The sequence below is a fragment of the Paraburkholderia bannensis genome (genome assembly GCF_014200455.1).
Taxonomy (GTDB): domain Bacteria; phylum Pseudomonadota; class Gammaproteobacteria; order Burkholderiales; family Burkholderiaceae; genus Paraburkholderia; species Paraburkholderia bannensis_A.
Map to the genome: position 1 here is coordinate 184,209 of NZ_JACHBW010000015.1, position 21,796 is coordinate 206,004.

18 protein-coding genes and 3 pseudogenes are annotated in these 21,796 nt (G+C 56.9%); 7 read left to right on the forward strand and 14 right to left on the reverse strand.

Annotated features, from left to right (window positions below):
• Window positions 1–45: 45 nt before the first annotated feature.
• Entirely contained in the window at window positions 46–1,710 is a 1,665-nt protein-coding gene (locus F4827_RS24460; RefSeq protein ID WP_183728570.1) for a PLP-dependent aminotransferase family protein, read from the forward strand.
• 558 nt (window positions 1,711–2,268) lie between these two features.
• Here the strand turns inward: F4827_RS24460 and F4827_RS35510 are convergent.
• The 4 genes and pseudogenes from F4827_RS35510 to phnC all read right to left on the reverse strand — a co-directional run.
• Window positions 2,269–2,591, reverse strand: a pseudogene (locus F4827_RS35510) (EamA family transporter); the annotation flags it as partial.
• A gap of 40 nt (window positions 2,592–2,631) precedes the next feature.
• A complete protein-coding gene (phnE, locus tag F4827_RS24465) occupies window positions 2,632–3,456 on the reverse strand; it encodes a phosphonate ABC transporter, permease protein PhnE (RefSeq protein WP_409258848.1) in 825 nt (274 codons plus the stop codon).
• Between the two features lie 8 nt (window positions 3,457–3,464).
• Window positions 3,465–4,451: a phosphonate ABC transporter substrate-binding protein gene (phnD, locus tag F4827_RS24470; RefSeq protein WP_183733485.1), complete on the reverse strand. Its 987-nt coding sequence runs from the start codon at window positions 4,449–4,451 to the stop codon at window positions 3,465–3,467.
• Window positions 4,452–4,517: 66 nt separating this feature from the next.
• Window positions 4,518–5,372 (reverse strand): phosphonate ABC transporter ATP-binding protein, encoded by an 855-nt coding sequence (gene phnC / locus F4827_RS24475; RefSeq protein ID WP_183733488.1) that lies wholly within the window; start codon window positions 5,370–5,372, stop codon window positions 4,518–4,520.
• 473 nt (window positions 5,373–5,845) lie between these two features.
• On the opposite strand from phnC, the gene F4827_RS24480 reads away from it, so the two are divergent.
• Window positions 5,846–6,250 (forward strand): recombinase family protein, encoded by a 405-nt coding sequence (locus tag F4827_RS24480; RefSeq protein ID WP_183733491.1) that lies wholly within the window; start codon window positions 5,846–5,848, stop codon window positions 6,248–6,250.
• Window positions 6,251–6,961: 711 nt separating this feature from the next.
• On the opposite strand, the pseudogene F4827_RS24485 reads toward F4827_RS24480, so the two are convergent.
• Window positions 6,962–8,089: pseudogene (locus tag F4827_RS24485) on the reverse strand (IS30 family transposase).
• Window positions 8,090–8,192: 103 nt separating this feature from the next.
• Window positions 8,193–8,456, reverse strand: a pseudogene (locus F4827_RS24490) (transposase); the annotation flags it as partial.
• Between the two features lie 424 nt (window positions 8,457–8,880).
• Between F4827_RS24490 and F4827_RS24495 the strand changes: the two are divergent.
• From F4827_RS24495 to F4827_RS24505, 3 genes are all read left to right on the forward strand, one after another.
• Window positions 8,881–9,915 (forward strand): LysR family transcriptional regulator, encoded by a 1,035-nt coding sequence (locus tag F4827_RS24495; RefSeq protein WP_183733494.1) that lies wholly within the window; start codon window positions 8,881–8,883, stop codon window positions 9,913–9,915.
• 159 nt (window positions 9,916–10,074) lie between these two features.
• Complete coding sequence (locus F4827_RS24500) at window positions 10,075–10,449, forward strand: response regulator transcription factor (protein WP_183733497.1); 375 nt, start codon at window positions 10,075–10,077, stop codon at window positions 10,447–10,449.
• A gap of 39 nt (window positions 10,450–10,488) precedes the next feature.
• Window positions 10,489–12,255 carry a PAS domain-containing sensor histidine kinase gene (locus tag F4827_RS24505; protein ID WP_183733501.1) on the forward strand — a complete coding sequence of 589 codons (1,767 nt, stop codon included), beginning with the start codon at window positions 10,489–10,491 and terminating at the stop codon, window positions 12,253–12,255.
• Window positions 12,256–12,338: 83 nt separating this feature from the next.
• Here the strand turns inward: F4827_RS24505 and F4827_RS24510 are convergent, their stop codons facing one another.
• The 6 genes from F4827_RS24510 to F4827_RS24535 all read right to left on the reverse strand — a co-directional run bounded on the left by F4827_RS24510 (window position 12,339) and on the right by F4827_RS24535 (window position 16,996).
• A complete protein-coding gene (locus F4827_RS24510; RefSeq protein WP_183733505.1) occupies window positions 12,339–12,989 on the reverse strand; it encodes a response regulator transcription factor in 651 nt (216 codons plus the stop codon).
• Window positions 12,990–13,232: 243 nt separating this feature from the next.
• Window positions 13,233–13,769, reverse strand: coding sequence for a carboxymuconolactone decarboxylase family protein (locus F4827_RS24515; RefSeq protein WP_183733508.1), 537 nt, complete (start codon window positions 13,767–13,769; stop codon window positions 13,233–13,235).
• A 91-nt stretch (window positions 13,770–13,860) separates the two neighbouring features.
• Entirely contained in the window at window positions 13,861–14,889 is a 1,029-nt protein-coding gene (locus F4827_RS24520) for an alpha/beta hydrolase (RefSeq protein ID WP_183733511.1), read from the reverse strand.
• Between the two features lie 75 nt (window positions 14,890–14,964).
• Window positions 14,965–15,375 (reverse strand): DUF3331 domain-containing protein, encoded by a 411-nt coding sequence (locus F4827_RS24525; RefSeq protein ID WP_311675258.1) that lies wholly within the window; start codon window positions 15,373–15,375, stop codon window positions 14,965–14,967.
• 41 nt (window positions 15,376–15,416) lie between these two features.
• A complete protein-coding gene (locus F4827_RS24530) occupies window positions 15,417–16,442 on the reverse strand; it encodes a LysR family transcriptional regulator (protein ID WP_183733513.1) in 1,026 nt (341 codons plus the stop codon).
• Window positions 16,443–16,636: 194 nt separating this feature from the next.
• The gene (locus F4827_RS24535) at window positions 16,637–16,996 is read right to left on the reverse strand and encodes a response regulator transcription factor (protein ID WP_183733516.1); all 360 of its coding nucleotides are present in this window, start codon (window positions 16,994–16,996) and stop codon (window positions 16,637–16,639) included.
• Between the two features lie 214 nt (window positions 16,997–17,210).
• Here F4827_RS24535 and F4827_RS24540 point away from each other — a divergent pair, with 214 nt between their 5' ends.
• Window positions 17,211–18,467, forward strand: a complete 1,257-nt coding sequence (locus tag F4827_RS24540) for a sensor histidine kinase (protein WP_183733519.1) — start codon at window positions 17,211–17,213, stop codon at window positions 18,465–18,467.
• 52 nt (window positions 18,468–18,519) lie between these two features.
• Here F4827_RS24540 and F4827_RS24545 read toward each other — a convergent pair whose 3' ends face one another.
• Together F4827_RS24545 and F4827_RS24550 are read right to left on the reverse strand one after the other, a co-directional pair.
• A complete protein-coding gene (locus F4827_RS24545; RefSeq protein WP_183733522.1) occupies window positions 18,520–19,836 on the reverse strand; it encodes an MFS transporter in 1,317 nt (438 codons plus the stop codon).
• A 234-nt stretch (window positions 19,837–20,070) separates the two neighbouring features.
• Window positions 20,071–20,439, reverse strand: coding sequence for a BON domain-containing protein (locus tag F4827_RS24550; protein WP_183733525.1), 369 nt, complete (start codon window positions 20,437–20,439; stop codon window positions 20,071–20,073).
• Between the two features lie 441 nt (window positions 20,440–20,880).
• Between F4827_RS24550 and F4827_RS24555 the strand changes: the two genes are divergently transcribed.
• A complete protein-coding gene (locus F4827_RS24555; protein WP_183733528.1) occupies window positions 20,881–21,681 on the forward strand; it encodes an SDR family oxidoreductase in 801 nt (266 codons plus the stop codon).
• Window positions 21,682–21,796 lie beyond the last annotated feature (115 nt).

Below are 21,796 nucleotides of genomic sequence, written 5' to 3' on the forward strand. Positions count from 1 at the left end.
TCTAAAATTCAGAGCCATTCAGTGCAATCTTTAGGAGCCAATTTCATGCGAGCGAGTGTCCTGTCCGACTGGCTGGCCCAGCGCCTTGAGCGCGGTAGCGGTCAGCCGGTGTACCGGCAACTGCACCGTTTGCTGCAGCAGGCGATTCTCTCGCGTGAACTGCCGGCGGGCGCGAAAGTCCCGTCCTCCCGGCTTCTGGCGGCGGAGCTGGGGATCGCACGCAATACGGTGACGCAGGTGTACGAGCAATTGGTGCTCGAAGGCTATGTCACTTCGGCGACGGGGCGCGGCACGTTTGTAGCCGACACGTCGCCCGATGAGATCGTCGGCGCGGCGGAAATTGGCTCTATCGGATTAGTGAAAACCCCGACTAAAACAGGTTCCATTACGGGCCTATCCCGGTCTGTTGCAACTAACAGCCAATCGATGGCCGCGCTTGCGGTATCACCACCGCCGTCAGGGGTAAGCGATGAGCCTTGGCTGCAACAAGCGGGGCAGCATCAGCCGTGGCAGGGCGCACAGCTTCACCGCCCGGCGGCTCGTGCGCTGTCCACACGGGGGGCGCGCCTGATTGCCGGCGCGGGCGTTTCCAAGCGACAGGGCGGCGCGTTCATGCCGGGCGTGCCCGACGTCTCGCGCTTTCCGGCACGCATCTGGACGCGACTGCACAACAAATACTGGCGCACGCTGCGGCCCGACCTGCTGACTTACGCGCCGGGCGGCGGCCTTGCGCTGCTGCGCCACGTGCTGGCCGATTACCTGCGCACCTCGCGATCGGTGCGCTGCTCGCCCGAGCAGATCATCATCACAACCGGCATCCACCAGTCCGTCGATCTGGCCGTGCGTCTGCTATCAGATCCGGGCGACACCATCTGGACCGAGGACCCGTGCTATTGGGGCGTGCGCAGCGTGCTGCATGTATCGGGGCTGAAGCCGCGTCCGATTGCTGTCGACAGCGAGGGCATCAATCCGTCAGTGGCAGATTTTGCTGCGCCTCCACCAAAGCTGATTCTTGTGACGCCTTCACATCAGTATCCGCTTGGCATGGTGATGAGTCTGGCGCGTCGGCGCACGCTGCTCGAATACGCGCGGCAGCATCAGTGCTGGATCATCGAGGACGATTACGACAGCGAGTTCCGCTATGGGAGCCGGCCGCTCGCGTCGTTGCAGGGGCTGGATACGGCGGGGCAGGTGATTTACGTGGGCAGCTTTGGGAAGACCTTGTTTCCGGGCTTGCGCGTGGGATATCTGGTTGCGCCGGAATCGCTTGCCGAGAGCTTCGCTACTGCGAGCGCTGAGCTTTATCGTGAGGGCCAGCTATTGCAGCAGGCGGTGCTGGCGGAGTTCATCGCGGAAGGGCATTTCACATCGCATATTCGCAAGATGCGCGCGCTTTATGGGCAACGGCGGCAGGCGGTGCTGGATGTTGCCGCGCGGCGTTATGGGGACGCGTTGCCTGCTATGGGAGGCGATGCTGGGTTGCACGTTGTGATGCAATTGCCTGAGGGTAGCGATGATCGTGCGGTGGCTGAAGCTGCGCTTGCGCGCAATATCGTTGTGAGGCCGCTTTCGGGGTATTACTCGGAGCGCGAGCGCGCGGCTTCCGGGTTGTTGATTGGGTATGGTTGTGTGCCGGATGAGGAAATTGTGCCGGCTTTTGAATCGTTAAGTGAGGCTATTGATTTGATTTTGCCTTGGGCGTTTTCTTGAGGTCTTAGGTTGTTTTTTTGGCATTTCCTTGTGATCTAGTCGGTCTATTAGCGTTGCCCCTGTGCGGGGCGGCACCTACTTTTCTTTGCCGCGGCAAAGAAAAGTAGGCAAAAGAAAGCCGCTCAAACCGCTAAATTGACGCCGTCCACCTCTCGCCCATCTACGGAGTGGTGACTGGGCATCGCTCCCACCACGCGCCCAATATCGGAGTGACAAGGCAGTCATTCATCCCGTTGTTCGCTGCGCTCACAACGGTTGGGTCTGCGGCGGAAGGCGCAAACCGAAGGTTTGCTGCTATGCCCCACGGGGCGCTTGCGCCCCCGGATGTGCGGGCGTCACCACTCCGTTGTCAGGCGCGTGATGCGGGCGCTGCCCGGGCGCCACTCTGTTTTATAGGTTGTAGGTGTACCGCGAAGCACTGGCGGTGGTAGCGGCTTTCTTTTGCCTACTTTTCTTTGCCGCGGCAAAGAAAAGTAGGTGCCGCCCCGCACAGGGGCAACGCTAATAGACCGACTAGATCACAAGGAAATGCCAAAAAACTACAAAAAACCAAAAAACTCAAATCCGAATCAAAACCGCCCCAAAAGTAACAAGCACACAAGCCACCACCCGCCGCGCGGCAAGTCTGTCTTTCATAAAAACCCACCCAATCACCACAGCAAAAAATCGAAGACATCTCCCGCAGCGCAGAAACCATCGCAACGGGTAAAAACAGAAACGCCTCAATCCCCGGCAATCAGCGCCGAAGGCACGCTTTCGCCCGAAAACCGCATACCACGCCGAAACGCCAGAGACATGATGCCAAGCGCAACCAGCATGACGCCATAGAGTAAGTGAGCGAAACGCAAAAAGCGACAATGCGCGAACCACACAGCATAAACCGTGTAATTCGCACATCGCGTTTGAATAGGGTTTGAAAAATCAGGTCACGCGCGCCCGCAGTCGCGCAGAAATCAGATCGATTGCCGTCACCACGGCGATCACCATGATGAGCACCGCACAGGTCTGCGCATAATCGAACGAGCGGATCTCCTCGTACAGCACCACGCCGATGCCGCCCGCGCCCACCATACCCACCACCATCGCGGAGCGCACGTTGGATTCGAAGCGATAGAGCGCATACGAGATCCACAGCGGCATCACCTGAGGCAGCACGCCATAGATGATTTCGTCGAGCGGCGTCGCGCCTGTCGCGCGCACGCCTTCGGCAGGACGTGGATCGATGGCTTCGACGGCTTCTGCAAACAGTTTGGCCAGCACGCCGGTCGTGTGCACCCACAGGGCCAGCACGCCCGCAAACGGCCCAAGCCCCACCGCGACGATGAACAGCATCGCGAACACCATCTCGTTGATGGCGCGGCATGCGTCCATCAAACGGCGCATGGGATGCAACACCCATGCCGGCGCGAGGTTGTGCGCCGACATCAGCCCGCACGGCACCGCGCAGACGATGGCGAGCACCGTGCCCCATAGCGCGACGGCCACCGTCACCCACATTTCGTGAGCGTAAGTGCGCCATTCGGTGAAGTCGGGTGGAAAGAAGCCGCGTGCAAAGCTGCCCATGTTCGACGAATCGGCGAGCAGATCGAGCGGGCGCATATCCGCGCCCTGCCACGCCGCGCCAAGCAGCACGAACACAATCGCCCAGAGCGCGAGCGACGACCAGCTACGCTTGCCTCGCGCCGCCGCCGCTGTCGCCGCCGCGCTTGCTGAAAGAGGGGGCGCCGTTTTTGACTCGATGTCCATCGAACGCATCACTGTCTGGCTGCGGCGTTGAGCGCGCCGATCTTCGCGTCGATGGCCGCTAGCTGGCTCTTGCGGTCGTCGTCGGACAGATGCGTGTCGGCCGTGATCTTCTGCTTCTGCTGGAACAGGGCAACCTGGCGGATCGGCAGCAGTTGCGCATCGGTGGCTGGTGCGAAGCCTGCATAACCGGTGATCGACGCCATCACGGCCTTTTCGCGCGGATCGGTCTTGGCGTAGTGATAGAAGAAGTCGCGCAATTTCTGCTTGGTGGCTTCAGGCAGATCCTTGCGCCACACCAGCGGGTCGGAAGCAATCAGCGGCGAGGTCCACAGCACGCGCACCTGCGCAAAACGCTCCGGATGCTTCTTTTGCAGGGTGGAAAGCTCGATGGTGTTGTTCGTCGCGATATCGACCTTGTTGTTGACCACGGCGAGCAGGTTCGCTTCGTGGCTCGACGGCAGCACCGTCTTGAAGGTCGTCGCATTCACGGCAAGGCCATGCTGCGCGAACAGGTAATAGCCCGGAATCAGCGTGCCCGAGGTGGAATTAGGATCGCCCCATCCCAACGTCAGATCCTTAGGATGCTTGAAGACATCGTCGATGGTCTTCACCGGACTGTTGACGTTGGTGATGAGCACCGATTTGTAGCCGGCGTCGCCGTTCGCGTAGAGCACCTTGGCGAAGATCTCGCCGTTCGAGCGGTCCACGGCTTCCATTGCCGAGGCGTTGCCGAAATAGCCGATCTGCACCTTGTTGAAACGCATCGCTTCGATGATGCCCGAGTAGTCAGTGGCGAAGAACGCGTTGATGTGCAAACCGGTCTGACGGTTAAGATCGTCGATGAACGGTTGCCAGCGCTGTTTGAGTACCGCCGACGAATCGGTCGAGATGATGCCGAAGTTCAGGTCTTCCGCGTGAGCAGCCGTTGCGCCTGACGAGGCGAAAGCAACGGCGCCGGCGGCGCACCAGGACAGCATGGAACGGAGCAGTTTCATGTGAGAGGCAATCCGGTTCGTGGGAAAAGAGAATGTTTGCGGGAGCGGAACAACGAGAGCGCTGGTTCAGGCGGTGTTGAGCCGGGCGCCAAAGCGTTGCGTTATCGCGTGGGCGGCGTCGGGTTCGAGCAGTTCGCGCGCGGCGCTGCCGTAGAGCTGCCGCAAAAGCGCGGGCGTGAGCGCAGCGGACGGCCCGTCGTACACCACACGACCGTCGCGCAGCGCGACCGTGCGCGGGCAATACTGCATGGCAATATCGACCTGATGCAGCGATACGACCACGGTCAGGCCGTGATCGCGGTTGAGCATGCGCAGCATGTCCATCACGCGTCGTGAGGATTCCGGGTCGAGCGAGGCAATCGGCTCGTCGGCGAGAATCAGGCGCGCGCGCTGCACCAGCGCGCGGGCGAGCGCGGCGCGTTGCTGCTGGCCGCCCGAAAGATTGGCGGCGCGCTCCGCGGCTTTGTCGCCGATGCCCACTTCAGTGAGCGCCGCGACGCACAGTTCTCGCTCGCTACGCGGAAAGCAGCCGGTCAGACGGCGCCACAAGGGCAGGCGCGCCAGCGCGCCAATCAGCACGTTCGTCTCGACGCTCAGCCGATGCACGAGATTGAACTGCTGGAATACGAAGCCGATGTCGCGGCGAATGCGCCGCACTTCGCGCACGATGCGGCCGTTCTGCTGGATCGGTCGGCCCAATATTTCGATTTGCGAAGGTTGTGGGTCGGAGGCCACGAAACCTGCGATATGACGCAGCAACGTGGACTTGCCCGACCCCGATGCGCCGATCAGCGCGACCATTTCGCCGCTGCCCACACGCAGGTTGATTTCGTCGAGCGCCTTGCGGCCTGCTGCGGATGCGCCCCCGCTAAAAGTCTTCGAGAGGCGTTCGATACGTATCGCGTCCATCGTGGCGTCCATTCCGATTCGTCATATGAGTCGGGCGGAGCGCCGCGAGTCACGGTTGAGTCGGTGCCATTCTAGGAAGCGACTGTGACGGTTGAGTGAAGCTGTCGCAACGTCTAGACGACTAAACAGGTCGAGTCGTTTCGGGACACCGAAAAACGTCAATGGACTAACAGAAAAATGTCGTTGCGATGACATCTTGCTTCGCGCGCGCGTGACATCTGTGTGACGGCGCACATGTGTCACGCTCAATGCGCGGCGAACCGGATATATTGTGGAGCTGACGCGCAACAAAACACTCACGAACCGCGCCGCCATGCAGGCACTGAGCTTTCTTTGTATAACCCGATTTATCATCGAAGCACGACGTTTTGATGCAGGGGACAGGTCAAGAAAGAGGCTCCGCGGGTATATAGCTATCTTCGCTTTAGTGACCCGAAGCAAGCTCAAGGGAGCAGTATTGCGCGCCAAGCCGAATCGGCCTCCAGGTGGGCGCAAGCACGTGGCCTAGTCCTTGTACGTCAGTTACCCTGCATGACAAAGGACTCTCGGCTTATCACCAACGAAACGTAAAAAAGGGTGCTTTAGGGACGTTTCTAAGAGCAGTTGAAGATGGGCGAGTGCCAGCGGGGTCGGTGCTGATTGTCGAGTCACTTGACCGCCTATCGCGCGCGAAGCCGATCATTGCGCAAAACCTACTGACGAGTATCGTGATGTCTGGCATCACGGTAGTGACGACAGGTGAAAGCAGCGTCGAATACAACCGCGAAACGGTAAAGAAAAATCTGGGCATTTTCTTCATGGCGCTCGGAGCCGCCTTGCGCGCTAACGAAGAAAGTAGCAGCAAGGCCGCACGCGTCAAAGACGCCATCAGAATCAAAGCCGCTGCTTGACTCGATGGCAACTACAGAGGCAAGGTCGCACCTGGAGCTGATCCGAACTGGATTCGTTATGACAAGGTACGAGGCTTCGAATTGATTCCAGAGGTAGCCAAGGCGGTGAGGAAGGTTCTTGAATACTATCGGGGTGGTTATGGTGCTCCAGCGGGCACTCGAACGGGTTGCTGCTGAGGGCGGTCGTGTACCGCCAGGGTTAAGCAATGAGAGTCGCGTCAATCAACTCTTACGCCAACGGACTCTCATCGGTGTTCGTACGATAAAACTCGATGGCGAAACAATCGAGCTCCCGAAATATTATCCACCATTACTCTCTGAGACTGAATTTTCTGACCTTCAGTAGCAAGCAGATCAACGCGGTCGACGCCCTGCGAAAGGTGAGCTTCCAAGTGTCATTACCGGACTCCGCGTGACGTATTGCGGCTATTGTGGTGCCAGCATGAGCGCGCAGAACATGCGGGCTGGCGTTCGCGCAGACGGGAGGGGTTAGAAGGCGCAGCGTCGCATACTCTGCTCGGGAGCACAGAGTTTGCCGAAGTGTGAGCACGCTTCATGCAGCATAGTGCCGATCGAGCGTGCCCTCTTGCTCTATTGCTCGGACCAGTACAAGCTTGACGAGTTGTTTGTGGAGCATGACGCCTCTCCCATTGCAGAAGAGCTTGGGCTCGCTCGAAAGCGTGTTGCCAAGCTTAAGAAGCTGTGGCGCGTTCAACCGGTGAATGCAACACCCAAGCTGGCGTTTAGTGTATCTGCAGGTGTCATGAAGCCCAACGTCTTTCTGGGTCGTTGATTCAGCCGCAAAGCGATCTTGTTCAGATCGCCATGCGAGTAACCGGCCAGACTTGTGCCTTTGGGGAAGTACTGCCGGAGCAGTCCATTGGTATTCTCGTTCGTGCCTCGCTGCCACGGGCTCTGAGGGTCACAGAAGTATACCTGCACGTCGGTCGCGACTGTGAATTGCTTGTGCTGTGCGAGTTCCATACCCCGATCCCATGTGACTGATTGGCGGAGTTCCGCAGGCAGTTTGCGAACCTGTTTACTCAGGGCAGATACGACGCTTTCCGTGTCCTTGCCCTTTACCTTCACGAGGATGGTGAAGCGCGAATGACGTTCTACCAGGGGCGCAATGTGCGTATTGTTCGAACCGCTCGGCAAGTCGCCTTCCCAGTGCCCCGGGACAGCCCGGTCTTCGGCTTCTGCAGGTCGTTCGCGGATTGATATCGCATCGATGATCTGTCAGCGCGGTTGTCCCTTTGCTGACGCTTTCTTCGAACGTCGCATCATCCGGCGCGTGCGCAGATGCTTCATCAGTCCCGCTCTCAGCACGCCACGAGCCTGAATGAACAAACTTCGGTAAATCGTTTCGTGTAACAGTTGCATTGTTTCATCATCGGGATATTGCTGCTTCAGCCAGCCGGCGATCTGCTGTGGCGCCCATTTCAGTTGCAGCTTTCTAGCGACTAGCCGACACAGTTTGGCGTTGACGGCAAGGCGGCAGGGTTTTGGTCGCCTGGCTCTATCCCAGGCGCTTGCGTCAGCCAGCGCCTCCCTGTATTTGCTCAGGCCGCCATGCCGTGCCACTTCACGACTGACCGTCGACGGCGATCGACCTGGGTTTGCCGCAATCTGACGGATTGAAAAGTCTACATGGATGCCGCGCGAAATTTCTTCTCTCTCGGAAAGCGTCAGCACTTTGGCCGACCGTTTCCTTACCTTCGGGATGATGCCGCCGTGCGGTCGCACGATCGCGTGAATCGACGCCGCATCCTTACCTAACGAGCGGCCGATGTCACTCAACGACTCACCATCTTTCCATCTCTGCCACAACAACGTCATTTGTGCAGGCGATAGCCCGCATCTTCGTTCTTGATTCACCTACCTTTCCTCCTGGGCCGACATTAGACCAGAAGGTGTTGCAACGCCCGGTTGAACGCGCCGCCGCTTTTTTTGCGATTTCCAGCTCCATCTGCAAGCGCTTGTTCTCCGCTCGCAGCCGCGAGAGCTCCATTTGCTCCGCCGTAATGACTTTCGCCCCCGGACCATTGAGCTTGCCGGCCTCCGAGGCCTTCAGCCAGTGGCGCAGGGTCTGCGTCGACATACCCAATTCCCGGGATACGGCGCTCAGGCCTTGCCCGTCCTTGACTCGTTGTACGGCGGCTTCCTTGAACTCCGCCGTGTACACCTGGTGCGGTACCTTGAACATCTCTACTTTCCTTCCTTTGGGTCGAGTTTATACGCGACCTGCTGGAAGGCGAAATTTTAGGGGAAGCTCAGACCGTGTTTCAAATTTACTCCTGCGATTGGCGGACCTCTGTCAGCCCATGGCGGCCGCGGAGCGGGCTCGAACTGCCCCAGCCCGAACAAGACACCAGCTTGGCATTGCTTCCCCGAAGCGGTCAGCTTGGCTTCGCAATCGCTCCTATCACCTGCTACATGGCCTTGCTATTGCATTGAATCGACATCCGACGGTGGCGACATTTTTAACTTCGACGCTCTTGATCAACGACTGTGCTGCATCGGATAACACCATCGTATAAGACGTGTTTCCGAGCATCTGATATTACGAGTCGTGTGCCTTTATTAGACTCTTTCCGAAGTCTCATCACGCAACGATTACGGAGAACGCTATGGATCGCACTTTGCACGCTATGTCGGTGTTTAGCCATGTCGCACGTACTGGAAGCTTTACTGCAGCGGCCGAAACGTTGGGGATCAGTGCGGCTTCCGCTAGTACACTTATTCGACAGTTAGAAGGGCATCTCGGCGTGACCCTTCTCCAGCGTTCAACGCGTTGTGTACGTACGACCAGGGAAGGCGATGAGTATCAGGAGCACTGTGAGCGCATTCTCGGCGAAATCGAGGAAATGGCGCAGCACCTCAACGGAGCCGGCAGGGTCGCACGGGGGCGGCTCTCAGTTGATGTTGATCAGGAAGTTGCCGACTGTATCCTGCCTCTCATGCCCACATTCAGATCGTCCTATCCAGAGGTTGGTTTGCGGGTGGACGTTGGCGGTGAACCAGATGGTTTGATTGCGAATGGAGTTGACTGCGCAGTAGTAGTCGGGAATCTTGCTGATTCGTCGCTGCGCAGCCGGCGCGTGGGGGAGTTTCGCGCCATAACTGTGGCAAGCCCAGCATATCTGGCGACAGTCCAATTTCCGGCTAAACCTGAGGATCTTCAGCACCTTGAGGTTATCCACTACAGTCCTCGTCGCTTTGGCCCCGCCCGCGAGTTTCGATACTCACTAGACGGTGCTGAAACCAGAATCCGTTTATCCGAGAAAATATCGGTTGCAGATGCACGCTCCGCCGTGAGATATGCCGTCGAGGGATTCGGCATTGCGCAGGTTTGCGAGAGGATGGTCACACAAGATCTCGCAGCTGGACGGCTTGTCCGCATTCTGGACAACTACGCACCATCCCCGTTGCCTATTTCAGTGCTGTATGCCGATCGGCGGCAAGTCCCGATGTCGATTCGCGCGTTTATTGAGTGGATCCACGGAAAGCTTCAACTGAGACCGGAAGCTGACGTGCGTGCCGCGACTGTGGTCGACACATCGCTGATGGGCAAGCCGTATTGGGGCCCCGAAGGTCGCCATCTTCCACTACGAGTTCCGTCGAGAGCTTTGGAGCGCGTTAGCACGTTCGTCGCGAACGCTTGAACCAACCATACTCCGCAAACCTGACTCGGAGCATAGGTGTGCCTATACACAAGTATAGTTTGCTCGCGCACGTCTGGAGCATAGGATCGCGCTCGGACCTCGACTTTGCACGCGATTATGTTTGATACCAAATGAACTATTGGTCAAGGACCATGTTGTATGCCTAATCCAGGTGTTGTTTCGATCGTGGACGACGATCGGTCGCTGCGTAACGCAACCAGAAGCTTGCTCAGATCGTTGGGGTGGGAGGTTCGGGTCTATGAATCCGGAGAGGCATTTCTGGACGCCGACACGGTTGTGGACGTTGCCTGCATTGTTTCGGATGTGCAAATGGGGGGCATTACAGGGCTGGAGATGTATGAAATCCTTCTCCGGCGCGGGCCCGCCCCGCCCATCATCTTCATAACGGCGTTTCCATCCGTGGCGACGTTCAGCCAGGCGCAAAAGCTCGGCGCAATCTGCGTGTTCAACAAGCCGATTGACCCCGCCAAGATTCAACAGCGTTTGGATGAACTCGTTTCGGATGACGACTGATGTTGATGAACCAATACGCCTCTACTACCAGATTAGCCTATGGATATTGATCGTCTGCAAACACGGCAAGCCGATACAAAAGGGGCGCGGCCCAGCAGTGCCGATGATGGTCATGTCAAGTCCCCGAGCGAAATCGAGCGAACGGCGATGAAACAGCAACGGCTGATCTATTCGATCGCGATGGTGTTGGGCATCGTAGTGTTTGCGATCGATGTGATGGTGCCCGTCAACGTCGCGGTCGCCGTTCTGTACGTCGTCGTTGTATTGATGGTTGCATCGGTGGCTTCGCAGCTGTTGACGGTCGCCGCAGCCTGGACATGCGTCTCGCTAACAATAATCGGATTTTTGCTGGCACCAGGCGATCAGATTGCACCAGCGTCGCTCGCCCGGTGTGTGGTCAGTGTGATTGCGATCATCACTGTATCTGCTCTGGCACTGCGCAATCAAAGCAGCAAGGCTACGTTGCAAAAGCAGGTTGATCTTCTGAATCTCACCCATGATGCAATCGTCGGCTATGACCTTGAAGGTCGCATTACGTTCTGGAGTCAAGGCGCGCAGCGCCTGTATGGCTGGCACGAACCGGAGGTGTTGGGAAAGGATATCCATGAGCTGACAAAGACCGACTCTACGCTTCCGATTTCGGAGCTCGTTAAGGGCGCTCTGGAAAGTAGTGGCTGGAAAGGTGAGCTAACCAGGAAGGCGAGAGATGGCCGCTCGGTCGTTGTATCGAGCCGCTGGAACGTTTCGCGTGACAAATGGGGGCAACCTGTTGCGATACTTTCAACGGACAGCGACGTTACTCAGGCAAAGTCTCTTGAAAGTGAATTGCGGCGTCAAAAGGAAGAGCTCGCTTCCATAGTCGATGCGATTCCGGCAATGGTCTGGAGTGCGTCGGATGCCGGCCGCCTTTTTTATCGCAATCAGCGATGGTCCGACTTTGGCGTAGACGTTGGTGATGACGGAGCTGAATGGCGTGACATTTTGCATCCAGACGACTTCGACGCTTTCGAGATCGAGTGGCGAAATGCGCTGATGACCGGTGAGAGTTTTGAGATCAGCGCGAGGGTGCAGCTGACGAGCGGTGAATATCGCTACATGATTATTGGCGCGGCGCCATTGCGAGATGCCGATGGGCGGATCCTGAGATGGTACGGCGTAAATACGGATATCGAAGAGCGTCGTCGCGCCGAACTCGCCTTGGAGAAGTCTAGAGCAGAGCTGGCTCACGTTACGCGCATCACGATGCTTGGGGAGTTGGCTGCGTCCATCGCCCATGAGGTTACGCAGCCGCTGGCCGCGATCGTTACGGCAGGCGAAGCAGGGCTGCGATGGCTAAATCGCGAGGTGCCCGATCTGGATGAAGTGCGCTTCGGCATAGAGCAAATCACTCACGACGCGAGGCGCGCGACGGAAATTATTCGCCAGATCAGGAGCATGGCAAAGCGGCGCGATCCGGACGCCGTTGTACTTGATCTTAACGAAGTGGTTGAACAGTCCGTCGGTCTGGTACGTCGCGAACTACAGAGCCACAGCATAGAGGTGTCTCAATCGTACGCGACAACGTTGCCCGTTTGCGGGGACCGCGTGCAACTGCAACAAGTCATTATCAATCTCCTGATGAACGCGATTCAGGCGATGTCCAACGTGGCCAGCAGCGAGCGACGGTTGGAGATGCGCTCTTCCCGAATCCCGTCCTCCATTCTCTCCGTCGCCACGGAGGCGGTTGATCTCGTAGCGTTCAAATCCAAAGCGTTTCCCCGATCATTGAAGCAAAGAAAGATGTTCCCGTTTGCGCAAATACGCTGAAGCGGTCTTTGTAATAATTTTATTATTGTCGACGTCCATGGAACGTCGCAATCGTGCCAGACGTGCTGCTGACGATCCCGCGATCAGCTCTCTGGCATGACTGGCAACTGAATGTCTAGTGCCCCCGTTTTTCTCACGAGATCTGCGAGGGAAGAAGCATTCATCTTTTTCATGACAGCTGCGCGGTGCAACTTCACTGTAATTACGCTGACTCCCAGCCATGCCGCAATTTGCTTGTTCAGTGCTCCACTTACAACGTATGCGAGTACCTCACGCTCGCGGCGGGTCAATTGCTCATACGCGCATGTGAGTGCTGTCTGAGTCTGCATCCGCTCACGCCGTCTCTGATCGATGACGAGCGCGCCATTGACCGCATCGATGACATCCTGATCAGAGAATGGCTTCACCAGAAAATCGAATGCGCCGCCTTTCATTGCCCGTTTGCAGATATCAACATCTGCGAAACCAGTAATGAAAATAATAGGGATATCAGGTCGATCGGCTACTTGTTGTTGAAATGCGAGGCCGCTCTCTCCGCGAAGCCGGATGTCCAGCAATAGACAGCAGGGAGCGTCGGCCAATGAGGTCGCCCTGAATTCCGCGGTGCTCGCGAAGGACTGAACATTTAGGCCGACAGAGAGAAGAAGATGTGAAAGCGAGCATCGAATACCTTCGTCATCGTCAACGATATAAACGGTCGAGACGAATTCTAACCTTCCTGGACCGGATGACATCGCACAAACTCCACAGGCGCATTCTTTGAGGATTGCGGAACGCGGGCGAGAGACATACGCAAGCACGGTGTGGCACTGCGAAAGCGATTGAAACGTGCCAGCTCCACGGCCAGTTGATGGTACACGAATCAACATGTAGCCGGACTGTAATCCAGGCAAGATTGCGCGACGAAAAGCGTCATGATTTCGGACAGGATACGCAGAGATACCGTGAGCGGCACGTTTAGTGCGATGACACCTGTATCAATCGATCTTTGGAAAATCGAGGGCCGTGTCGTTGACACGGTTTACCAGGTTGGTAAAGGTGATCGAAGTAATGACCAGGAGAATCTCGACCACCTGGCGCTCGCTGTAACCTGCTGAAAGCAGTGCGTCCAGGACATTCGCAGGGACGGTATCGCGACTCGCGACCACAGTTCGTACGAATATAAGCAGTGCATCCAGGCGAGCGTCTCCTACCCCTTGGCCAGCGCGGATATTCTTCATGAGATCGGGCTTGAGGCCAGCCATTTTGCCAAGCATCGTGTGTGCAGCAAGGCAATAGTCGCATCCGGACAGGGCACTGACGGCAAGGCGAATCGCTTCGACGTCCGCAGCTTCAAGTGAGCTTGCTGAGATCACAGCATCGACATTCAGCATCGCCGAAAGTGTTTGCGGGCTGTGCGTGCCGATGGTGGCATATGCGTTGGGGACTTTTCCGAGCGAGGCCTTGATCTGGCCGAATATCGCCGCGGCTTCACCGGTAGCCTCGCCTGGCTTAAGCGTTGTCAATCGTGTCATGAGAATCTCTCCTTGGTGTTGAATTCTGGCCGGGATGGCTAGTTGAGGAGCGAGCGGCGACGTTTGACGTCGCCGCTTTGACGCTCGCATGTTACTTGTGAAGTTCTCGGCGCAGCATCGCGTTGGCTTGTCCAATCGCTGCGCGCGCGGCTGGTGTATTTGACAGCGCGTTGAGCATAACGAAGTCGTGAATGCTGCCGAGGTAACGCACCGCAGTAACGTCCACGCCAGCCTGCATGAGCTTGTGCGCGTACGCCTCGCCTTCATCTCGCAGGACGTCGTTTTCGTCAGTAATCACGAGTGCGGGCGGCAGACCCTGAAGATCTGCGGTCGTGGCCTGCAGCGGCGACGCCGTGATTTCCTTACGCTTGGATGCATCGGGCAGATATGCATCCCAGAACCACTTCATCGCGTTCTTGGTGAGCCACGGACCTTGGGCAAACTCCTGGTACGAGCCGTCCTCGAAGTTCGCATCGGTGACCGGATAGAACAAAACCTGGAACCGGAACTGCGGGCCATGGCGTTGTTTGGCGAGAATGCTCACTGCGGCCACCATATTGCCGCCGACGCTGTCGCCCGCGAGTGCCATCCGCTGAGGATCGACGCCCAGCTCCTTTCCGTGTTGCGCTACGTAGGCAGTTGCTGCGTACGCTTGCTCGATGGCGGTGGGGTAGCGGGCCTCAGGCGAGCGATCATAATCGACGAAGACCACTGCTGCGTCTGAGCCATTAGCGATCTCGCGCACCAGTCTGTCATGCGTTGCTGCATCACCCAGCACCCAGCCGCCGCCATGGAAGTACATCACGACGGGCAACATAGCAGCGGATTTCTTCGCCGGCTTGATGATGCGGACCTTCACGTCACCGGTAGGCCCAACGGGAAAGGTGCGATCTTCGACACGTGCCGGGAGCTTGGGAACTGGGGTGCTTTGCGCGCCCAGTAGTACGTTGCGTGCATCGCCTGCCGACAGCGTATAAATTGGCGGCCCGCCCTTGGCCGTCAACGCATCGACGAATTCGCGAGTTCCCTGTTCCAGGATCGGATCGGCCCATGCCGTGGTGGTGCAGACTGAGCTGGCGAGCGCCAGTGCAAGTGGCATCGCAGAAAAGATCTTCTTCATGAATTGTCCATTGGTTGTACTAATTTAAGTAAACAGATATTAGGGCTAGTTGATTGGAAGATAAATTGCTCGTCCTTAAAAACTGATTTTGCTTGCTAGTATCATTCGGTCCCAATTTGCGGGTAAAGCGTTCCGTTTAACTCGAGGGCGAAATACCTCGTCGCCCTTAAAAATAGGGGTGCCTGTCAAAACACATAGGGCATCTCGCTTGGCGTAAGCAAGCCGCCAAGTTTGCTCTCCGTAATGCCCGGAGCACGCGTCACTCCAGAGCACCGTCAGTGCGTGAGAAGAAGGCTTGTCGAGTACTGTCACGCGGCGCGGAGGCGTCTGGGATGGCGTGACGGCGACTTGTCGTGACGAAACCCCGCGTCGACGCACATGTATCCTCAGTTCACGGTCATAGGCATCGTTGGTTGCTGTGATGGTGGTCGGCAACAGCAGGCTCACTAGTGCCCGCTGGACAATGTGTTCTTGTGTTTCCAGCACCGTGCGCTCCAAAAAAGAGACAACAACTTGGCGGTGTTATGTCAGGCTGCAATTTCAGTCGCTGACGTGGCGAAAGACGATAGCCTCGAAGGCTGATCAGCTGATGCGACGTGACACGCTTGCCGTTGAATTTCATCACGGCTCAATTCGTGTGGCGCAGTATTACGTCGATGCGCGTGGGATTTGAGGCTTGCGGTCGCCCAGTCCATGAACGCGTGCAGTGCCATCGACACATGTCGTTGATTTGCATAGACGCAGGAAATCGGCGATGCGGTTGGACGATGATGGGCGAGCACTTCTTTGAGTTGCCCAGAACGCAGGTGCGGTAGCGCAATAGGTTCGGAGACCTGCGCCAGTCCCGCGCCGCCAAGCACGCAATGGAGGACCGCTGCAGCATCATTCAGGCAGATCCGTTCGGTGGCCTTGACGGCCACATCGCTTCTATCTCCTGCGAACCGAAGAGGTCTGGGAATGCCAAAACGACGCGGCGAGTAATGCACGACATCGTGATCTCTGAGCGCCTCTGGACTGGTTGGGATTGCACGTTTCGCTAGGTAACCCGGACTGGCAACGGTTACCGTCCTCACTACGCCCAGGTGGCGACATTTGAACGAAGAGTCAGAAAGATTGCCTACGACGATTGCACAGTCGACCCCGTTGCTAATCAGTCCATCGGGCTCCCCTCCAACGGCGATCTTCAACTCAACATTGGGATAGGCTTCGCTGAATTCGGATATCTCAGGGAGCAGCACACAAGCTACCTCTTGATCAATGTCGACGCAAAGACGCCCTTGGGCGAAATGACGGGTGCTTCTCAGTGCCTGGGTCATGTCGTCAATTTCAGCGAGGACCCTTACGCAGTGTTCGTAGTAGCGTGCACCATCGGCGGTAACGCGCATCGCACGAGTCGATCGGTGCAGCAACGCTACGTCGAGATACGATTCGAGTTGACGGACGACTGTGCTTACAGACCCCGTGGCGACACCGAGAGCTTCCGCTGCAGAAGTGAAGCTACCTAAGCGGGCGACATGCACGAAAACCGACATTGCGTGTAAGAAACGATCCATTTTTCAATCCGCCGAAGGTCAACCGGAATTTGGTTCGCTCATTCTATTTGTCGGTTTTTCGGAATTCCATCGAACCGGTGGCCATGTCCGCCTATACCTTTGTATAGATATATCGACCGAAAAAGCTGGGTCGACATTGGTATGAAAATTGACAATGAGCTGTGATTTTGGCGATGTGATAAGGTTTTATGGACCTATCTCAATACCTCGACAATCAGGGCAACGAGATCGTCGGGGTCGATCGGCTTTTCGAGGATCGCCGCGGCGTATTCAGCTGCAATCAGGCGGTCACGTGCCGTCAGGTTGCCAGATACGAAAATGAAGGGCGTGCGCGCTCCCGTTATGCGTAGCTGTGTGAGCAGGGCGGTGCCGGACATTCCCCGCATTCGGACGTCGCACACGATGCAGTCGACCGAGTTCTTGATCTCGGAGGTCAGGTACGCCTCTGCGGAGTCAAAGGCATGCGCGTCGTGACCAAGCGAGCGTACCAGCGCCGTGGTCGACAGCCGGATCGAGGTTTCGTCATCAATTACGCAAACGTTTTTTGGAGGCACGAATTTTCTCGCAAACGCCCACCTCAGAATCGAGGTTTGACTAGGCGTGGCTTCATATAGCGCAGACTAACTTGTGACCGAGCGGGAAGGCACTATCCTAAGGTATAGTGAGGGCTGTGCTTTGGTGCGGAGTATTCTTTTTCCCGCGTGGAAAATTGTGTGTGCCGACATTAATTCATTCCATCGCCTGATATCTCCTTTGCGGACGCCCAAGATGAATTTCTCTCCCTCCCACGATGATGAACGATTTGAGGAAGGGAGATCGTTGCAATTCGACCTGTCCAACTATCAGCTCTTTCTTTCGGCGCCGATTCCGATTATGGTTGAAGACTGGTCGGGCGTTTATCGGGCGATCATGGATTTACGCCGCAGTGGCGTAACGAATCTCGATTTTTGGTTCGACTCGCATCCACATGCGGTGGCTGAATTGAGGGCGCTGCACTCTTTCGTCGAAGCCAATGACGCGGTTGTGGACCTATTCGAAGCGGGAACGAGAACCGCCTTTTTCGAACGCGCAAAACAACTCCTTCCAGCCGATCGCACGAGCAATATTGCGGTCTATCGAGCGATGTTCGAAGGACGTGATGCGTGTCAAGGCGAGCGCACTCTGGTTACGTTTTCTGGAAAGCGGGTGCCGATCGTATGGCGATGTTCCTTACCCAGGCATGAGGATGGATATCGTCGGCTCTGTTTCTACGGGTTTGACGTCACCGCACAAAAAGAGAGCAGCGATCGCATGCAAGCGATGCGAGCTGAAATGGCGCGTTCAGCGCGCGTCTCGTTGTTCGGCGAAGTAGCAGCCTCAATTCTGCACGAAATCAGCCAACCGCTTTCGGCCACACGCACCTCTGCAGACGCCGCGTTGCGTTGGCTTCAGAGCGACTCGCCAAATATTGGACAGGCTACCGAGGCTATCCGGGACTCAGCGCGTTGGGCGCGAGATGCGACCGAAATCTGCAAGAAGATCCGTGGCTTTCTCGGCAAGGTTCCAGTTCATTCCGTCTTGTCATCAGCAGGTGGCGTTGTAGAAGCTGCGTCCTTTTTGATCTCGCCGGAGGCAAATTCAAAAGCAGTCGTTATCGACAGGCATCTGGATGCGGAACTCTCGATCTTCGCTGATCCTCTTCAGATTCAGCAGGTTCTTGCAAATCTGCTCTTGAACGGAGTTCATGCGATCGACTCGGCCGAAGGCGACGAACGGCGGCTCACTGTAGTTGCAAGCAAAACCAGTTCGGATGAGGCGCTGTTTGAAGTGAGAGATTCTGGAGCCGGTATGACTGAGGAAACGCTTTCGTCACTTTTCCAGCCATTCTTTACAACCAAGGCGTCCGGCATGGGAATGGGACTTGTCGTTGCGCGCTCTATCGTCGAAGCCCATGGAGGCCGTATCTGGGTGGATAGCAAGCCTGGATTCGGGACCAGTTTCTTCTTCACACTACCCATATCCGAATCGCACAGCGCGGCCCGTTAGCCATCGGTTTAGCTGCGTGAGAGCAATACCTTTGGTCGTTACCTTTTGCCTGCTATTGCATCTCGTAATCGGGTGCCCGTCGAAGGTATCGTTGCGCGATCAGCGCGACGACCGATGCAAATATGACATACCAGGCTGTTTTTTCACCGGATCCTGTTGTATGTACGATAGCAGACGCAATTAGCGGGGTTGTGCCTCCAAATATGGCGACGCCAGTTGCGTACGAGAAGGCGAGACCTGTCGCCCTGTGCCGCGCAGGAAACTTCCGAAGGATAAACGCGAGCGTGGGGCCGCCGGCGAGCGCAGACAGAGCCGCGACAGTTGAAATGGCAATCACGCTGATGATCTGGGAGTCACGTCCTGAAAGCAGTGCGAAGACGGGATAGACGGCGATTGCCGTGGCGGTCCGGGCGATGACAATCATCGTGCCTGTGCCGATCTTGTCTGCCAGTGCGGCGCCGATCAGCGATGCCAGCAAGGTCGCAGCACCGATGGCAGATGCCATGGCGAACGAGAATGATGGTGATGGCGATGCTCCTGAAAGCCCAAAGGCCGCGATATAGATCACGACGAAGGTCGGGACTGTGCCGCCAAAGATCATTCCAACGGAGCATAACGAGGGCTTGATCCAGCTTCGAGTGTCGCTTGTAGCTGATCGCGGATCCGGTTCGGGCGACGGGATGACTTCCTCTATCGACCGCCGTAGATAAAACTGCACCGGTAGAAGAGCCGCGGCGAATGCAAACGGCAATCGCCAGCCCCACGCATGGAGATCGGCTGCGGGAAGATATTCCACAAGTGCCAGGCCCAAAATACCGGCGAGCAGCTGTGCTGCACCTTGGGCCGCCATCTGGTATCCAGCTCCCATTGCGGGCCGACCGGCTGGTCCGCGCTCGACCAGGAGCGCAGTAACCGCGCCAAGTTCCCCGCCAATTGCAAATCCCTGGATCATCCGGCAAAGCAGGACGATCAACGACGATGGCAGACCAACCGCATCGAAGGATGGCACTACGGCAATCGCGAGGCTGCCGAGAGTGATCAGGCTCCCCGTAAGTAACGCTGTTTTTTTGCGTCCGCGACGATCAGCGTAGCGGCCTAGGGTGAGCGCGCCAAGAGGGCGTGATAGATACCCAGCTGCAAATGTGGCGAGTGAAAACTGGAGGCCGTCGAATAACGTTCCTTGTGGGAAAAACGCGCGGCCGATATAGCCCGCGAACATCGCATAAATGAAGAAGTCGAAAAACTCGACGGTGTTTGCCAGGACGAGACCAACGATATTCGTCGAGGTAAGACGGGTTCGAGTCTGCTTGAGGGTGTCGTGAGACTTGCCTTCGGGTGTCAGGAGGGTCTGAGGAAGGTGAGTACTCATGCTTCGCGCTTCTGGAGCGTTTAATCAGTGGAGAGTGGGGATGCTTCCAGGTTCTGGGCGCCGTTGCGGAATGATAAGGCCCAACTCCACGATAAGCTCGATCTGATTTTCAAAAAAATACGAAAACAGTTTCTTTCACATCTGCATTCTCAATCATCCGATCTGAGTAGATGGCATGCGAGGGTCGGGGGGCGAACGCACTCGCACGCCCGAGACCCCCGACATTAACCGCCTTTAATTCCCTGCTTCTCCCGTCACAAGGTTGTTTGTGACGGAAGTCACGCCTGCAATCTTGGTTGCGGTGTCGCCCGCAAGTTGGACCTGTTCGTTGTCCGGGACATTTCCGGTCAAGCTGATTACGCCATGTCGCGCCAGGACCGTGATGTTGATGGTTTGCAGTCCCTTCGTTTTTGTCAGTGCTGAGCGCACTTTTTTGGCAAGGGCGCGATCGGCTGCATGCTGTGCCTTCTTTTGGCTCTTCGCGGTGTCTTGGCTCGCGACATGCGTTGCAACCGGCGGCGAGTAGGTCTCTTCGGCAGCATGAGCCGGAATGCCGAATGCGAGGTAGGTCACATACAAGATGGAAGCAAGCGACTTCTTCATTTGAGGCTCCGATGTTTGAGGTGTGAAACTTGGCAGGCGGAGGGTGTTGATGCCCGACGAAATGGTACGCATGTCGATAACCACGCTCAATGGCTCAGCGCCGAATACAGCCTTCAGAGATTTCGAGGTAGTGAATGTAGACGCGTGTTTTCCAATCTCGAGAAAGTTCTACGGCACCTCAAAGGATCCTTCACGTAGACACTTCTTCGACGTGCCATAGACATCGACTCCCTCTCTTTTACATCGCACCGGATTCTTCCAATTTCGTTTGAGTCTTCAGAGAGACTGAATTCTCTTTATGCTCGCGACCTGTTGATCCGCGCGGTCATGGGCCAATAGACTTCGACGCACCAGATAAAGACAGCTCTGGGCACGGCGTCTCTCGCTTCTATGCACGCCTCGTTGCTGTCTAACCCCATTGAACTTCACGGAGAAAACGTCATGGCACAAGCACAACCAGGTACCGCGATGATCACGGGCGCTTCGTCCGGCATCGGCGCTGTTTATGCAGAGCGTCTCGCCCGACGCGGCTACGACTTGATTCTTGTTGCACGCAATCGCGAAAGGCTTGACCTGCTGGCAAAGCGCATTGGCAATGAGAGTGGGCGAGCGATCCAGACCGTCGTCGCAGACCTCGGTGATCGCAACTCACTCGCGCTTGTCGAGACGAAGCTTAGAGAAGACGCGAACATCACCCTGCTGGTGAACAATGCTGGCGTTGGCACACATAAGCCGCTGCTAGACAGCGACGCCGATGCCATGACAAAGATGATCGAGCTCAACGTCACGGCATTGACGCGTCTGACTTACGCGGCAGCCCCGCAGTTCGCGGCGCGCGGCGCCGGAGCGATTATCAACATTGCATCTATTGCCGCTATCACCCCCGAACTGCTTAACGGCGTCTATGGCGGTAGCAAGGCGTTTGTTCTGGCGCTGAGCCAATCGCTGCACCACGAACTGGCCGACAAAGGGGTGCGAGTTCAGGCGGTGTTGCCCGGCGCAACGGCGACGGAGTTTTGGGAGATCGGCGGCCTTCCGATGGAAAACCTTCCGAAGGAAATTGTTATGTCTGCTTCCGATATGGTGGACGCGGCATTGAAGGGTTTCGATCTCGGCGAACTTGTGACGATTCCGTCGTTGCATGCAATCGGTGCATGGGACCAACTCGAGGCGGCTCGTGGTGCGCTGGCAGCCCAATTTTCCAACAATACGCCAGCTCCGCGTTACGTGGTCGGGCACTAACGTTTGTCTGCCTTCCTCCCCCTGAACCGCCCCGGGAATCGTGGAGGCTGGTTGGTTTAAGTTAATGCCGGTTCAGCGGCAACCGTTTCAAGTTGCCGATAGTAGTTTGCCTCAG